General features: G+C 63.3%; 13 protein-coding genes. 3 read left to right on the top strand and 10 right to left on the bottom strand.

Annotation, left to right across the window (positions count from 1 at the left end):
* Positions 1-33 precede the first annotated feature (33 nt).
* The 4 genes from QRM57_RS12945 to QRM57_RS12930 form a co-directional block, all read right to left on the bottom strand.
* Positions 34-1,740 (bottom strand): ABC transporter ATP-binding protein, encoded by a 1,707-nt coding sequence (locus QRM57_RS12945; protein ID WP_284986913.1) that lies wholly within the window; start codon positions 1,738-1,740, stop codon positions 34-36.
* Entirely contained in the window at positions 1,737-2,750 is a 1,014-nt protein-coding gene (locus tag QRM57_RS12940) for an ABC transporter permease (RefSeq protein ID WP_257369220.1), read from the bottom strand. The genes QRM57_RS12945 and QRM57_RS12940 overlap by 4 nt, the downstream gene beginning before the upstream one ends.
* Positions 2,751-2,752: 2 nt before the next feature.
* On the bottom strand, positions 2,753-3,844 hold the full coding sequence (locus tag QRM57_RS12935; protein ID WP_284986912.1) for an ABC transporter permease: 1,092 nt from the start codon (positions 3,842-3,844) through the stop codon (positions 2,753-2,755).
* Between the two features lie 126 nt (positions 3,845-3,970).
* Positions 3,971-5,599 carry an ABC transporter substrate-binding protein gene (locus QRM57_RS12930; RefSeq protein WP_257369222.1) on the bottom strand — a complete coding sequence of 543 codons (1,629 nt, stop codon included), beginning with the start codon at positions 5,597-5,599 and terminating at the stop codon, positions 3,971-3,973.
* Between the two features lie 242 nt (positions 5,600-5,841).
* Between QRM57_RS12930 and QRM57_RS12925 the strand changes: the two genes are divergently transcribed.
* Positions 5,842-6,669: a caspase family protein gene (locus QRM57_RS12925; protein ID WP_284986911.1), complete on the top strand. Its 828-nt coding sequence runs from the start codon at positions 5,842-5,844 to the stop codon at positions 6,667-6,669.
* 19 nt (positions 6,670-6,688) lie between these two features.
* Here QRM57_RS12925 and QRM57_RS12920 read toward each other — a convergent pair whose 3' ends face one another.
* Both QRM57_RS12920 and mnmA read right to left on the bottom strand, forming a co-directional pair.
* Positions 6,689-8,314, bottom strand: coding sequence for a gluzincin family metallopeptidase (locus QRM57_RS12920; protein WP_257369224.1), 1,626 nt, complete (start codon positions 8,312-8,314; stop codon positions 6,689-6,691).
* Positions 8,315-8,408: 94 nt separating this feature from the next.
* Positions 8,409-9,530: a tRNA 2-thiouridine(34) synthase MnmA gene (gene mnmA, locus QRM57_RS12915; RefSeq protein WP_235520696.1), complete on the bottom strand. Its 1,122-nt coding sequence runs from the start codon at positions 9,528-9,530 to the stop codon at positions 8,409-8,411.
* A 176-nt stretch (positions 9,531-9,706) separates the two neighbouring features.
* Here mnmA and QRM57_RS12910 point away from each other — a divergent pair, with 176 nt between their 5' ends.
* Positions 9,707-10,945, top strand: a complete 1,239-nt coding sequence (locus QRM57_RS12910; protein WP_284986910.1) for an NAD(P)/FAD-dependent oxidoreductase — start codon at positions 9,707-9,709, stop codon at positions 10,943-10,945.
* A 38-nt stretch (positions 10,946-10,983) separates the two neighbouring features.
* Here QRM57_RS12910 and QRM57_RS12905 read toward each other — a convergent pair whose 3' ends face one another.
* Together QRM57_RS12905 and QRM57_RS12900 are read right to left on the bottom strand one after the other, a co-directional pair.
* Positions 10,984-12,207 (bottom strand): cysteine desulfurase family protein, encoded by a 1,224-nt coding sequence (locus QRM57_RS12905; protein WP_284986909.1) that lies wholly within the window; start codon positions 12,205-12,207, stop codon positions 10,984-10,986.
* Between the two features lie 9 nt (positions 12,208-12,216).
* Positions 12,217-12,912, bottom strand: a complete 696-nt coding sequence (locus QRM57_RS12900; protein ID WP_235520629.1) for a helix-turn-helix transcriptional regulator — start codon at positions 12,910-12,912, stop codon at positions 12,217-12,219.
* A gap of 89 nt (positions 12,913-13,001) precedes the next feature.
* Here QRM57_RS12900 and QRM57_RS12895 point away from each other — a divergent pair, with 89 nt between their 5' ends.
* Positions 13,002-13,418 carry a hypothetical protein gene (locus tag QRM57_RS12895; RefSeq protein WP_284986908.1) on the top strand — a complete coding sequence of 139 codons (417 nt, stop codon included), beginning with the start codon at positions 13,002-13,004 and terminating at the stop codon, positions 13,416-13,418.
* A 20-nt stretch (positions 13,419-13,438) separates the two neighbouring features.
* On the opposite strand, the gene QRM57_RS12890 is transcribed toward QRM57_RS12895, so the two are convergent.
* Together QRM57_RS12890 and QRM57_RS12885 are read right to left on the bottom strand one after the other, a co-directional pair.
* A complete protein-coding gene (locus QRM57_RS12890; RefSeq protein WP_284986907.1) occupies positions 13,439-14,110 on the bottom strand; it encodes a hypothetical protein in 672 nt (223 codons plus the stop codon).
* 75 nt (positions 14,111-14,185) lie between these two features.
* Positions 14,186-15,127, bottom strand: coding sequence for a diacylglycerol/lipid kinase family protein (locus QRM57_RS12885; protein WP_284986906.1), 942 nt, complete (start codon positions 15,125-15,127; stop codon positions 14,186-14,188).
* Between the last annotated feature and the right edge of the window lie 110 nt (positions 15,128-15,237).

Here is a 15,237-nt window from a genome sequence, read left to right as displayed (position 1 = left end):
TGCTGTGGCTCACGCGCCGGGATAAATGCCGGGCTAGCCGCCCAGCAGTGCCCGGTGCGCTTCCCGCCGTCGTGCTTGTTCGTCCGGGTCCGGCACCGGCAGCGAGGCAATAAGCCGCTTGGTGTAGTCATGCTGGGGCGAACCCATCACATGGTTGCCGATCCCCTGCTCCACCAGCTGGCCTTTGTAAAGCACGCCCACCCAATGCGACAACATGTCCACCACTGCGAGATCGTGGCTGATGAAGAGCGCCGCGAAGCCGAACTGCTCCTGGATGTCTTTGAAGAGGTCCAGTACCTTGGCCTGCACCGATACATCCAGGGCCGACGTGGGTTCGTCGGCGATCAGAAGCCGCGGGTTCAGCGCCAGCGCCCTCGCCAGGGAGGCCCTTTGCCGCTGCCCACCCGATAGCTCGTGGGGGTAGCGCTGAGCATACGACGCCGGTAACTGGACTGATTCGAGTAGCTCACCGACCTTTTTCCTCGCTTCGGCGGCGCTCGGTTTCGTGTGGATGACAAGCGGCTCCGCCACGCACTCACCAATGGTCAGGTGCGGGTTGAAGGACGCCGCCGGGTCCTGGAAGACAAACCCGATCTCTTTCCGCAGCGGACGGAACGTTCGTTCCTTGAAGTCCAGCATCTCGTAGCCGAGCACCTTCAAGCTGCCCCCGGTTGTCCGGTTCAGGCCTGCGATGGCGCGACCAATCGTGGACTTTCCGGAGCCGGATTCACCCACCAGGCCAAAGACCTCGTTCTCTGACACCGTGAAGCTGACGTTGTCCACTGCCTTGAACCCGTGCCGTCCGAACCGGCCCGGGTACTCGATGGTCAGGTTCTTGGCCTCAACCAGTACCTTGCCGTCCTGGTGGAGGCGGCTCCGGGCACCTTCAGAGGCCGAGTGCCGGCCCAGATGGGGAACCGCGGCGAGGAGGTTGCGGGTGTACTCCTGGCGGGGTTCGGCGAAGAGGACGCGGGACGGCGCCTCCTCCACCACGTCGCCCTGATACATGACAACCACGCGGTCAGCGAGGTCAGCCACAACGCCCATGTTGTGCGTGATGAGCACAATGGAGGTGCCGTAGTTGTCCCTGAGGTCGCGCAGCAGCTGCAGGATTTCGGCCTGGACGGTGACGTCCAACGCCGTGGTGGGTTCGTCGGCCACGATCAGCCCGGGGTTCAACGCGAGCGCCGCGGCGATGACGACACGTTGTTTTTGGCCTCCGGAGAACTGGTGCGGATAGTAATCGACCCTGGTTTCAGGGTCCGGGATACCTACTTTCCGCAGCGCCTCGGTGGCCCTCTTCTTGGCTTCCTTGGCGGAAACACGCTTGCCGTCCGTTGCGTGTGCCCGGATACCTTCGGCTATTTGCCATCCGACGGTAAAGACAGGATTCAGCGCCGTGGAGGGTTCCTGGAAGACCATGGCAACATCCCTGCCACGGATTTTCCTGAGCGTGGATTTGCTGACACTGATCACGTTGTTGCCATTGATCACCACGGCACCGGAGCTGATGGCCGTTTCGGGAAGCAAGCCCAGGATCGTTTTTGCGGTGACGGTCTTTCCCGATCCCGACTCGCCCACGATGGCCACTACTTCACCGGCCTTCACCTCCAGGCTGACGTCCTTGACGGCGTGAACGTCTCCGCCATCGGTGGCGAAAGTGACTTGGAGACGGTCAATGGTGAGCACGGGCTCACCAGCAACGGACTGGTCTGAGACATTTCCAAGGTTGGTGGTCATGGCTTTCCTGCCTCTGCCGGGGTTTCCGGCGTTCCTGTTTCCGGGGTTGCGGACAGTACCGGGGTCCTGCCGGCGCGCTTGCGTCCGCGGATGCGGGGGTCGTTGAGGTCGTTGATGCTCTCGCCGACCAACGTCAAGCCCAGCACTGTCAGGACGATCGCGATGCCCGGGAAGACACCTGTCCACCAAATTCCCGACGAGGTGTCAGCCAAGGCCTTGTTGAGGTCGAAACCCCACTCGGCTGCTGACGTTGGTTCGATGCCGAAACCCAGGAAGCCCAGGCCGGCCAGGGTGAGAATGGCCTCCGATGCGTTGAGGGTAAACATCAGCGGCAGGGTCCTGGTGGCGTTCTTGAAGATGTGCCGTCCGATGATGCGCAGGCTCGAGGCGCCCAGGACCTTGGCCGATTCGACGAATGGTTCGGCTTTGAGGCGGATGGTTTCGGCGCGTATCACGCGGAAATACTGTGGGACGAACACCACGGTGATCGAGAACGCGCAGGAGAAGATCCCGCCCCAGAAACTGGACTGGCCCCGGCTGATGACAATGGAGATGACGATTGCCAGGAGCAGCGTCGGGAAGGCGTAGATGGCGTCCGCGACCACCACGAGTATCCGGTCAAGCCAGCCCCCGAAGTACCCGCTGAGCAACCCCAGTGCGACACCGAGGAACAGGGACATTGCAACGGACACAATGATGACGGTTACGGCTGTCTGCGATCCCCAGATAACCCGCGACAGGACGTCGTAGCCGCCCACGGTGGTTCCCAACAGGTGATTTCCACCGGGAGCCTGCTGCGTGGGGAAGGAACCGGAGGCATCGCTGAGCTGGGAATATCCATAGGGTGCCAGCAGCGGTGCGAAAATGCTGGTCAGGATGAACAGCCCGCTCAGGACTACCCCCACGATGAGCATGCCGCGTTGGAGCCCTACGCTCTTCTTGAGGTGGGACACTACCGGAAGCCTCGAGAACAGGGGCTGCCGGGGCGGTGTGAGCGTTGGTGTGCTCATGGTCAGTACCTCACTCGGGGGTCGATGAGCGCGGCGATGATGTCCACGATGAAGTTGGTGACGGCCACGATGATGGCCAGCAGCACCACGATGCCTTGTACTGCCACGAAGTCGCGGGCATTGAGGTACTGAACCAGTTGGTACCCAAGGCCCTTCCACTCGAACGTGGTTTCCGTCAGGATGGCACCGCCCAGCATCAACGCGATCTGCAGGCCCATGACGGTAATGACCGGAATCAGTGCCGGTTTATAGGCGTGCTTGGTCACCAGCCTGTACTCGCTGACACCCCGGGACCGGCCGGCCTCGACGTAGTCCTTGCCGAGGGTGCCGATCACGTTGGTGCGCACCAGTCGCAGGAACACCCCGGCGGTCAACAAGCCCAACGCGATGGCAGGGAGAACCGCATGGGCTGCGACATCGCCCAGTGCCGTGAAGTTGCCGCTGCGAATCGCGTCCAGCCAATAGATGCCCGACGGCGCCGCCAGTCCGCCCATGGTCAGTTCCGTCCGGGTTGAAGCACGGCCCGCGACGGGAAACCAACCCAGCCAGACGGAGAAGGTGAGCTTCAGCAGCAGTCCCGAGAAGAAGACGGGTGTCGCGTAGCAAAGGATCGCAAAGAACCGCAGCACGGCGTCGGACGTCTTGTCCCGGTGTTGCGCGGCGATAAGTCCGAGCGGAATGCCCACTGCGAGCGCAACGATCAGTGCGTTGATGGACAACTCCAGGGTTGCCGCACCAAAGGTAGTGAGCACCTCGACGACGGGACGCCGGTCCGTGATAGTGGTACCGAAGTTCCCGGTCAGGAGTTGGCCGAGGTATTCGAAGTACTGGACGAGAACGGGCCGGTCGTAGCCGGCGTCATGGATGCGCTGCGCCAGGACGTCCGGAGGAAGCCGGCCACCTTGTGCCGCGGTGATGGGGTCGCCTATGACCCGCATCAGGAAGAAGACGAGTGTCACGAGGATAAAAACTGTGGGGATGATCAGGAAGAACCTGACCACGATGTATCTGCCAAGCCCTCCTCCGGACCTGGACTTGCTCTTTGGAGCAACGATCCCTGGCTCTGCCTCGGGGACCTCAATAAGTGTTGTCATTGTTACCTGTATTTCCTGCCCGTGGATTGCGCGGGATTTGGCTCATGCGTGCTGCCCACCTTGGTGTTCAGCAAGGAGGCGGGACGTCTGGTGGACGTCCCGCCTTCCTTCCATGGAGAGGCTCGGTTACTTGGAGACAGTTCCGAGGCGGAACTTGAAGGACGGATCCAGTGTCTTGTCGACACCGTTCACGCCACTGCCGACAACTGCCACCTGGGCACCCTGGAGCAGGGGCAAGGTGGAGATGTCCTTAGCCAGTGCGTTCTGGACATCCTTGATGTCAGATTCACGCTTGGTCTTGTCCGCTTCGGTGAGCTGCTTGGCGATGAGGTCGTTGACCGTGGCGTTGTTGTAGTGGTTCTTGAGGAAGCCGCCCTCCGGGAAGAACGGGGTGAGGTAGTTGTCCGCGTCGCTGAAGTCCGGGAACCAACCGAACTGGAACAGCGGGTACTCGTCGGCGCGGCTGGCCTTGCTGTAGGTCACCCACTCGGTGGATTGCAGGTTGACCTTGAACAGGCCGGACTTCTCCAGCTGTTCCTTCACCATGGCGTATTCGTCGCCGGAGGATCCACCGTAGTGGTCCGGGTTGTACTGCAGGTTCAGTGAGACGGGTTCAGTGATCCCGGCATCTGTCAGGACCTTCTTGGCCTTGTCCAGGCTCGGCTTGCCGGCGTCGCCATAGGCGTCCTTGAAGGACTCGTTGGCTCCCATGAATCCGTTGGGGACGTTCGAGTACAGGGGCAGGTAGGTGCCCTTGTAAACCTGGTCGGCGATGGCCTGGCGGTCAACAAGGTTGGCGATTGCCTGCCGCACGGCAAGTGCCTTGGCGGGATCAGCACCGGTGGCCTTGGTTCCGAACGGCATGGTGTCGAAGTTGAAAGTGATGTAGCGGATTTCGCCACCGGGGCCTGTGAGGACCTTGACTTTGGAATCCTTGCGGAGATCGTCGATGTCCGTCGCGCTAAGGCTGCGGAAGGCAACGTCAATGGCACCTTGCTGGATTTCCAGTTTCAGGTTGGTGGGGCTGGCGTAGTACTTGATGGTGGCGGCGTCGTTCGCCGGCTTGCCAAGGACACCCTTGTAATCGGCAAATGCCTTGAAACTGACCAGCTCGTTCTTTTTGTAGCTGTCGATGGTGTACTGGCCATAGAAGGCGTTGGCCTTGATGATTTCGTCGTCCGAGAGGATCTTGTCTGCCGGGAAGACTTCATCGTCCACGATCGGCGCGGCAGGGCTGCTGAGAATCTGGCTGAACGTTTGGTCATTGGCGTTCTTGAGCTTGAACACCACGGTGGTGGCATCCGGTGCGCTCACGCTTTGGATGTTGGTAAGCAACGAGGCCGGTCCAGCGGGGTCGTTGATGGCTACCTGGCGGTCGAACGAGAATTTGACGTCCTTGGAGTCCAAGGTGTGGCCATTGGCCCACTTGAGCCCCGACTTGAGCTTGACCGTGTACTCGGAAGGGGACGTGAACGACGCCGATTCGGCGAGGTCGGGTACGGGCTCTGCGCTGCCCGGCTTGGAATTGAGGAGGAAGGAGTAGACCTGGTTCATCACCATGAATGAACCGTTGTCGTAGGAGCCTGCCGGGTCAAGGGAGGTGACCTTGTCCGTGGTGCCGTAGGCGATGGGGCCGCCGGCAGCCGGAGCGGATGATGAACCGCCTCCGGAGGGCCCCGTGCATGCCGTCAAGGCGAATGCGGAGATGCCCGCCAGCGCGATAACGCCGTGCAGGGCCTTCTTGTTCAGTGCCATCTGGTGAACCTTCTGTTCGATGGATTGGGCGCGCCGCCGTGGAAAATTTGTGACGGCGGACACTCTTGATCCCACGATTCAACCAGACTTCCCGAGCGGAGAACCCCGGATTTTGTGATTCGAGACATAAAATTTACCTTCCAGTAGCTTTCTTCTTCGTCCGGCAGCCGTTGCCCAGCCGCGGAGGCGGGAATATGGTGGTCCCGGGTGATCAGTCAAGGGGCGACAGCTTGGACAAGCACATGGATAAGGCAGCACTCTGCGTAGGTATCAATCAGTTCGCTTCCCTGCCGCAGTCGAGCTGGCTACAGGGCTGCGTGAACGATGCCAAGGACCTGGCCGCTGTCCTGGCAGACTCCTACGGCTTCGAGGCTTCGGCCATCACCGTTCTCTGCGACGCCCAGGCCACGAAGAAGTCAGTCATGGCGGAGCTGAACAAACTGGTGGACGCGGCGGTCGCCGGCAAAGCCACACATCTCGTTTTCACCTTTTCCAGCCACGGCACCCAAATCCCTGATACCAACGGGGACGAGGACGACAGCCTGGATGAGGCTTTCGCCTGCCATGACATCAACAGCAGCGGGGACGCGTGGGACCCCGACACCGTGATCTCGGATGATGAACTCTCAGCCGTTTTTGCCCGCCTGCCCGCAGGTGTCCTCATGGACGTTGTCCTGGACACCTGCCACAGCGGCACGGGGCTCAAGTCCCTGGACTTGCTACCTGGCAGGCGGCCACGTTTCCTCCCCGCACCGACGCCGGAAGCTGCCATAGCGAACGAAGACAAGGAGCTCCGAAGCCTGCGCGACCTGGTCAAAACCGCCAAGCTGTCAGCTCCAGTGCTGATGGCGGCCTGCCGATCGGACCAAACGGCCGCCGACGCGTTGATAGAGGGCCGCTATAACGGCGCCTTCACCTACAACTTCCTGAAGACACTCCGATCCGACGGGGCGTTGGGGCGGGCCGAAATCCTCAAGCTGGTCAGCAAAGGCCTGAAGGCCGGAGGCTTTGACCAAGTGGCGCAACTGGAAGCCCCCAGAGCAGCCCGCAAGGCCGCATGGGGAACGTGACAGTTCGGGCATGAATCGCCTAGTCACCGGTGCCGTGAAACCTGTTTCGCACGCCCGCTGAGGCGGCCAGCTCGGCGTCGTGCTGTTGGTCGGAACCGAACAACTTCCCTTGCCGGTCCCGGTCCATCACGGGCTTCAGCGCGGCATACACGAGCCGCCCACCGGCGTCGAACCGCAAAAGTCCTCCACCCCGAATGTCCACGTAGTCCCTTGTGGTCCTCAACCCGAGGCGGACGTTCGCTTCCCGCCGGCTCATCCGCACCGTCTGGATGAAGGAAGCCCCAATTTCGGAAATGACGAACCCGTCCGGGGACACGCGCTCCGATGTCCGGACGCGCGTGGAGCTCAGTGGAGTCCGTCGTTCCAGCCGTGCCGCGTCCAGGAGCCTCGGGTTTTCCCAGACGAAGCGCTGCACTTCCTGGGGGTCCGAGCCCAGGGCCGATAGGCGGATGGGATAGCGGAGCCCCTGGTAGTTCTCAACGCCGCTGATGTTGTCCCTGGACACCCTCCGGATGCCGATTGCGGAGAATTCCGCTTGAAGCGCCTCGCGGTACCCGTGGATGTCCTCCGGGACCATGTCCAGGTCGGCTGCGATGATGCCCCGCAGGAGATCACGCCAGGACACATCAACCGGCGGCATGTAGGACAGTCCCCGGATAACCATCCGCAGGACCCGGGTTGCCACGATGGACCCGGATTCGGCTTTTTGCCGGAGGCTTTGCCCGTCTCCCAGCCTGGCATTCCTTTCGCCCCAGAGCCGCTGGACGGCACGGAGCACGGCGCCCACCACCACGGCACCGCGTGCATGAGGTTCGCACAGCTCCTGCCAGTGGTCGGGGACAACGCCCACGAACGGCTCACGCAGCGGACCCCGGGCGAACAGGTCGCGGGCGAAATCGAACAGCGATCGCATCATGACCACGTCATCGACCACCTGCCCGGCTCCGAAACCGGCTCGGGCTGCTTCAAGTTGACGGTAGACGACGTCCCGCGAAGAAAAGACCGAGAGGATAGCCACGAGGTCAGCCAGGGCCTCGTGCATCGCCAGCTGCTCCATGGTGGCCAGCTCATCGGCCCAGGCGGGACGGAATCCGTCCAGGATCGCGTGCGTCACCTCGTGGGCCACGATGTCCCTGTAGAGGGCCGTCGGAACCTTGTATCCCATCCGATCCACCGAGCCGAAGCGGATGATGTTGCTTCCACGCTGGTATCCGGTATCCGTGGCTGTGACCAGGTCGCGGGCTTTGAGGACCACGCGCCCCTCCGGGTTCCAAGGCATACGCCGTCCCAGGGTGCTTTCAAAGATGTCCAAAGTGCTCATCGCCACCCCGTACACATGTTGGGCCAGGAAGCGGGTGTCATCCAGCAGCTCCCGCAGACCGTGCGGCGGCGGCTCGTCGACCAACTGCCAGGGGTCTCCCTGCCTGGTAAGCGTCACCGGGGATACGTTGGTACCGCGCCACTTCCGGATGTGGATCGCGTAGCGGTGCCCGGTGGGTCCGCGCCTCAGCCGTTCCACAGGGATCCGTACCTGCGCCGTCTCCGGGGCAGTACCGTCCGCTCCGATTGGCCCCTCAGCCAGGACGGTCACCGTGACCATTTGCCCGGCTTTGACATCTCCCGGGCCCTTCTTTGGAAATGCCACAGTCATCGCCATCCCGGATGCGGACCCCACATACCGCAGCGGAAACGCTGCTTAGCCCAGTATGGAGGCCGGCCAATCCGGTGGCAATGGCCCTTTAGAGTGCCGCGCGCTGGAGGGAGCGGGCGGCGTCGATGGTTGCCTGGCCCAGTACCCTGCTCCCCTGGTAGAGCACGACTGTCTGGCCCGGCGCAACCCCACGCAAGGGATCCGTCAGGGTAACCACGAGCTCAGCCCGCTCAATGCCGGAGTCGTCGGTCACTGCTTCCACGCGTGCAACTGCCGGCACGGGATCACCGTGGGCGCGGACCTGGGCGTAGCAATCGAACTCCGCACCGGTAGCAACCTCGGAAATGGGCAGGCCCGCCCACGAAACCTTGATGCCGCGAATCTCATCGATGGCCAGGAGCGCTTCGGGACCAACCACCACTTTGTTTTCCTTGGGACGGATCTCCAGGACAAACCGGGGCTTGCCATCGGCAGCGGGAGTCCCGAGCTTCAGGCCACGACGCTGGCCCACCGTGAAGGCATTGGCACCGGGATGCTCCCCGACTTTGGCGCCGGTTTCATCGACGATATCGCCGGTGGTCATCTCGATCTTTTCGGCCAACCAGCCACGCGTGTCGCCGTCGGAAATGAAGCAGATGTCGTGGCTGTCCGGCTTGTTTGCCACGGACAGGCCCCGGCGTTCAGCTTCGGCGCGGACCTCCGCCTTGGACGGCGTATCAGCGAGCGGGAACATGGAGTGCTTGAGCTGCTCGTGGGTCAGGACACCCAGAACGTAGCTCTGGTCCTTTGCCCAGTCAGCGGCACGATGGAGTTCGCGGTTACCGTCGGCGTCTTCGATGACCTTGGCATAGTGGCCGGTGCACACAGCATCAAAACCCAGAGCAATGGCCTTCTCCAGCAATGCGGCGAACTTGATGCGCTCGTTGCAGCGCATGCACGGATTGGGCGTGCGCCCGGCGGCGTACTCATCGATGAAGTCCTGGACCACATCTTCCTTGAAACGCTCCGAGAAGTCCCACACGTAGTACGGGATGCCCAGGACGTCGCAAGCACGCCAAGCGTCACGGGAATCCTCGATGGTGCAGCAACCGCGGCTTCCGGTGCGGAGGGTCCCCGGCATGCGCGACAACGCGAGGTGGACCCCGACGACGTCGTGACCCGCTTCGACGGCGCGGGCGGCTGCCACGGCGGAGTCGACTCCGCCGCTCATTGCTGCAAGTACTCGCATGCTGGCTTTCTGTGTGTTTGGGGCTGCCCTGTGTCCGGCCCGGAACGGCCAGTGTGCCCGTCCATTCTAGCTCGCGGTAGCCGGAGTGTGCTAAATGCCTTGACCACTCCTACTCATAATTCTAAAATGAGAACAACTGATTTTAGAATCGAGCTGACATGGCTACAGGACGAATGGTCATATCCGGCGGCGGCCTTGCCGGTGCCACTGCCGCAAGGACCCTGCGGGACGAAGGTTTCGATGGTCCCATCACACTGCTCGGCGCCGAGAACCGTATCCCCTACCTCCGCCCTCCCCTCTCCAAGGAGTTCCTCCTCGGAAAGGCGGGCGAAGATTCCGTGCCCGTGGTTCCTGCCGGCTGGTACCAGGAGAACGGCGTCGAACTCCTGCTTGGCAACGCCGCGGTGGAGCTCGATCCGTCCAACCATCGGATAGTGCTGCAGGGTGGCCACCGTCTGGAATACGCCAAACTGCTCATCGCCACCGGCGCACGCCCCAGGACCATCCCCCTTCCCGGCTCGGACCTGGCGGGCGTCATGACCTTCCGGACCTTCGAGGACAGCCTGCGGCTGCAAAGCCTCCTCAAAGCCGGCGGCAGGAAAGTGGTCATGATCGGATCCGGCTGGATCGGCATGGAATTGGCGGCGGCAGCCCGCACGTACGGCAACGACGTCACTCTTCTCGGGCTGGAGGATATTCCGCTGAGTGCCGCCATTGGACCGGAATTGGGCCGCTACTTCCAACGCCTTCACCAGGATCACGGTGTGGCCTTCAGGCTTCCGGCGAGCGCTGCGGGAATCGAGGGACGCGCCGGAACAGTGGAAGCAGTGGTCACGGACAGCGGCGAAAGGCTCCCGGCCGACGTCGTTGTCGTTGCCGTCGGCGTCGTCCCGGATACCGCACTCGCCGAGACAGCGGGCCTGGCCGTCCGCAACGGGATCCTGGTGGACAGCGCCCTCCGCACCAGTGCCCCGGACGTCCTTGCCGCAGGAGATGTGGCCAACGCCCTCCATCCATTCACCGGCGAACACCACCGCAGCGAACACTGGTCCAATGCGCTCAACGGCGGCAAGACCGCGGCGAAGTCAATGCTTGGCCAGGACGCCACCTTTGATGCAGTGCCCTACTTCTATACCGACCAGTACGAGGCGAGCATGGAATACTCGGGCTTCCCTTCACTGGCGTCCGGCCTTTCGCCCGTCATTCGCGGCACCGTGGCTGACGGCAGCTTCATCGCTTTCTGGGTCAACGACGGCTGCGTGGTTGCAGGCATGAGCATCAACCAACGCCGTGTCCAGAAGGCGATCAAGGCCCTCATCACGGGCAGGGTTCGCGTCAGCCTGGATCGGCTGGCTGATCCGGCAGTCCCCCTCGAGGACCTTCTGCCCACCCCGTAACGGGCGGAACTGCCCACGCCCTGGCGGCGCGCAACAGCTCAGGCCTGGTGCTGCCTGGCCACCGTCGCCGCCGTTTGAATGCTGGACTCGTGGCCCGCCATCCCGGCCTGCCGGGCCCGTGCACAGGCCTCCGGCAATGCCTTGAGGAGAGCCTCGACGTCGGCATCCGTAGAGCTGTGGCCCAGGGTGAACCGCTGTGCCCCGCGGGCCGTGTCCTCATCCAAACCCATGGCAAGGAGGACATGCGAAGGGCGCGGCACTCCCGCGGTGCATGCCGATCCCGTGGACGACTCCACGCCGGCCAGGTCAAGGAGGAAGAGCAGCGAATCCCCTTCACATCCCGGGAACGTGAAGTGGGCGTTGCCGGGAAGGCGGCCAGCGCCCGGCGCTCCCCGCAGTACGGCATCGGGAACCGCCGCCAGAACGCCGTCGATCAGGCGGTCGCGCAGGCCAGCCAGCCGCTCCTGCTCTTGGGCCAAATGGGCGGTGACTGCTTCGGCGGCCGCAGCGAACGCAGCGATGGCCGGCGTGTCCAGGGTTCCCGAACGTACGTCCCGCTCCTGGCCGCCACCATGCTGAACCGGAGTCAAGGTCACGGCCCTGCCCAGGAACAACGCGCCCACGCCCACTGGTCCGCCGAGCTTGTGACCTGAGACGGACATTGCAGACAGGCCCGATCCCCGGAAGTCGACGGGAACAGAACCGAATGCCTGGACGGCGTCCGAATGCACCGGGATTCCGTGGGGCTTGGCCAGCCCCACCACCTCGGCTACCGGCTGGATGGTCCCGACCTCATTGTTGGCCCACATCACGGTAATCAAGGCGATCGAATCAGGGTCACGTTCGATCTCGCGCTGGAGTACATCCAACCGGACGGCGCCTTCACTGTCCACGGGAAGCCATACGACGTCAGCCGCCTCGTGGCGCTCGAGCCACTCAACGGTGTCCATGACGGCGTGATGTTCGACGGCGGAGCAGAGGATGCGGGTCCGGCGCGGATTTTCGTCACGGCGGGCCCAGAACAGGCCTTTGACAGCCAGGTTGTCCGCTTCAGTTCCACCCGAAGTGAAGATCACTTCCGATGGATGGGCGCCGGCTGCGGCAGCCAACGTCTCGCGGGCATCCTCCACCGCGCGGCGTGCACGACGGCCCGCGCCGTGAAGCGAGGACGGATTGCCTGTTCGCGCCAGCTCACGCGTCATGACGGCGAGCGCTTCAGCCGAAAGGGGCGTGGTGGCAGCGTGATCGAGGTATACAGGCACCTTGCAATTCTACCGGGCCGCGTCGTGGCCGGAGTCGTCAATGTGGCGGGTGATCCTGGCGCAGCAATGTCCGGGCCCTGTGTCTCCCACCACCGTTGACGGGTCGGCACCGGACGTCACCGCCACACCCCGCAGGAAGGCCCCGTTCATGGGGCAAACCACCTCTGAGTGGTCCCGGGAGAGTCGATGGAAGGGGCAGTTGAGCAGCCGGTACCCGCCGGCGTCGTCGGGCGTTGGCTGGTAGCCGCAGTCGGCGAGTGCGCCAATGAAGTCACCCGATCGACCGGCCTCCCTGCCGGAGGCATCGGCCACATCGAGAAGGGCATGTGAGACCGGAACTCCCTCCGCCGCGGAGTGGGCAATCGCGGAAGCCATGAGGTGGCCGGCAAGGTCGTAGCTCCGCTGCGGAACCGAGGCGCCGACTTCATCGAGTGTGGGCCTGTAGAGCTTGGCGGGCCGCCCGGACCCGGGACCGGTTTTACCTCCCGGCCTTTTGAACTCTGCGCGAAGAAGCCCGTCGTCCACCAGCCGGTCCAGATGGAAGGACGCCGTGCTTCGCGATAGTCCAAGGGCCGTGGCAGCCTGGTCCCGGCCAACGGCTTCACCCGATGCCAGCACGTACTGGTACAGCGCCCGGCGGTTCTCCTCCCCCAAGGAGGCTACGGCGGCGATTTTTCGGATCCAGGGGAAGTCGGTTGCGCCCATGGGAACAGCTTATCTCTAAAAGTAGATTCATTGATTTAAGAATCCGGCGGTTCTAAAATCAAGGTATCTATTTTTAGAAAGGATGAGTCATGGAAACCTCAACAACAGCAATGCCGCGGGCCACATTTCGCCGCAATCCCGACCGGCAGGCGTTCATCCTGCTACGGACCGTCTTTACGGTCGCACCCGTGGTTTTCGGCCTCGACAAGTTCACCAACCTCCTGACGGAGTGGACCCACTACCTCGCTCCCGTTGCCACGGCCGTGGTACCGGTGCCTGCGCAAGTCTTCATGTATGGGGTGGGCGTGGTGGAGGTAGTCGCCGGGTTCCTGGTCGCTGTGCGTCCGCGCGTAGGCTCTTTGGTGGTTGCCGCCTGGCTGCTCGGCATCATCGTCAACCTTTTGGTCCTTGGCGCGTTCTTCGATGTTGCGCTGAGGGATTTCGGCCTCCTCATAGGAGCATTGGCGCTGAACCGCCTCGCCACAGCCCGAGCACCGCAAGGCTAGGACCCAGCCGGGCAAGCCGCTCAGGAAGGGGGAACTACTGCCAGCTTGGAAACCATCTCCGCCCGCGCGCTCGCAAGCGCTCCAGGATTCGGGCAAGCGAGGGAGATGTACACCGAGGACGCCGGCGCACTGAATAGCCTTGCCAGCACCAGCGCCGCGGTCCCTCCGGGAGATGAGGAGTCCAGGGCGAGGAACTCCACACTGTGCTGCGGTTTGTCAGTGTCTCCTCCCCATCGAAGTGAGGCGGGCTTCAGAGTCTCGGCGGCGATCCCGGCATCCAGGTATTGGAACAATGCCCTGGTTGAAGCGTTGTCGTCGCCTGAGACCACCAGAGGGCCCTGGTTGACGCTGACCCGGATTGCCAACGCGCATCCATCGGCCCTTTTGTACCGGACTTCGCCCTGCAGGCCCGAATGAACCAGTGACCACCCGGGCACCTCCTCCATCCGGCTGGAGACCGTCACAGGATCCCCCGAAGCCAAGGTGCTTCCTGCAGTCATGGGAAGGTCCTTGGCAGCCACGGCCTCCGCATCGTGCCCGGGCGTAATGGTGGGGGTCGAAAGCGTGGACTCCGACGGCGAGGGCTTCGGCGCTTCCGGATCCGGGACGTTGACGCTGCAAGAGGCCAACAGGACACCTACGGCGGCGATGGCAGCCGACCCGGCCAACCGCCGTCGAACATTCCCTGACACTGTCGCTCAAGCCCCTTCCGGCTTTCCCGGCCCCGGCCCGCGGCCCTGACGCGATCGAGTCTATCCGGCTACCGCTCAGGCGAGGACGCGCAAGCCGCCAGGCACCACTTCCACATCGACAGGCAATTCGCCCAGCCTCTCGCCGTCGGCATAAGCAACGACACCAGCAGCCTCCAGCCGCACCTGCCTCACCCTACGGATCTGTACTGCCGGGTGGTCGGTATGGTTTCCCGCAAACACCTTGGGGAAGACAGCCAGGAAGCGCAGCCTGGAAAGCGGCCGCACCACGAACAGGTCCAACCATCCATCGTCAGGGGCGGCTTCCGGGGTGATCCTCATCCCGCCACCGATCGATTGCCCGTTGGCCACGGAGATCAACAACGCCCGCTGCCTCCACTGCCGGCCGTCTGCAGTCACCCGATATTCGATCGGACCGAAGGAGACAAGCTCACGCAGCATCGCCAGGTTGTATCGGTTCTTTCCCCGCGGCCAACGCCAGGAATTGGCCCGTTCATTGACTGCTGCATCGAAACCGGCTGAGAGCACCCCTGCAAAGCAGGTGGTGCGACCCTCCACGGTGACCCGCCCGACGTCGATCTTCCGCCCACCGAACGCCAGCGCGGCCAGCGCCTGCCTACACGCGGCGGTGGTGTCATGGAGGGGCAGGTTCAACAAACGCGCCACGTCATTGCCGGTACCGCTGGGGACGATGCCCAACGGAATGTGCTTGCCGGCAAGGGCATTGACGCCCAGGTGGACCACGCCATCGCCTCCCACCACCACCAACGCAGCCACACCCGTCCCGCCCAGCGCCCGGTCCACCATGTCAGCCAGGGCGCCATAATCTTCAGCTTCAAGCACGACGACGTCCCAGCCTGCGGCGCGGAAACACCCTGCGGCCTGGTGCCCGGCATGGCGGGTACGTCCAAAGGAAGCAGCAGGATTTATTGCCAGGACAATATTTCCCGACGCGCCGGAGGGCGGGACGGGAAGGGCGGGTGACGTCACAGCCTGCATTATGCCAGCCGGGAACCACGCACCCTCCTGCACTCGTTCACCACGTAGCTGGATAAACTTGCCAGTGCCGCGTCTGTCTTGCGCGGACCGTCATAAGAGAAGGGCCTGTG

This window comes from Arthrobacter sp. fls2-241-R2A-172 (assembly GCF_030208885.1).
Taxonomy (GTDB): domain Bacteria; phylum Actinomycetota; class Actinomycetes; order Actinomycetales; family Micrococcaceae; genus Arthrobacter.
The sequence above is the reverse complement of the archived record's forward strand: the minus strand, read 5'-3'. Positions and strand labels throughout refer to the sequence as shown.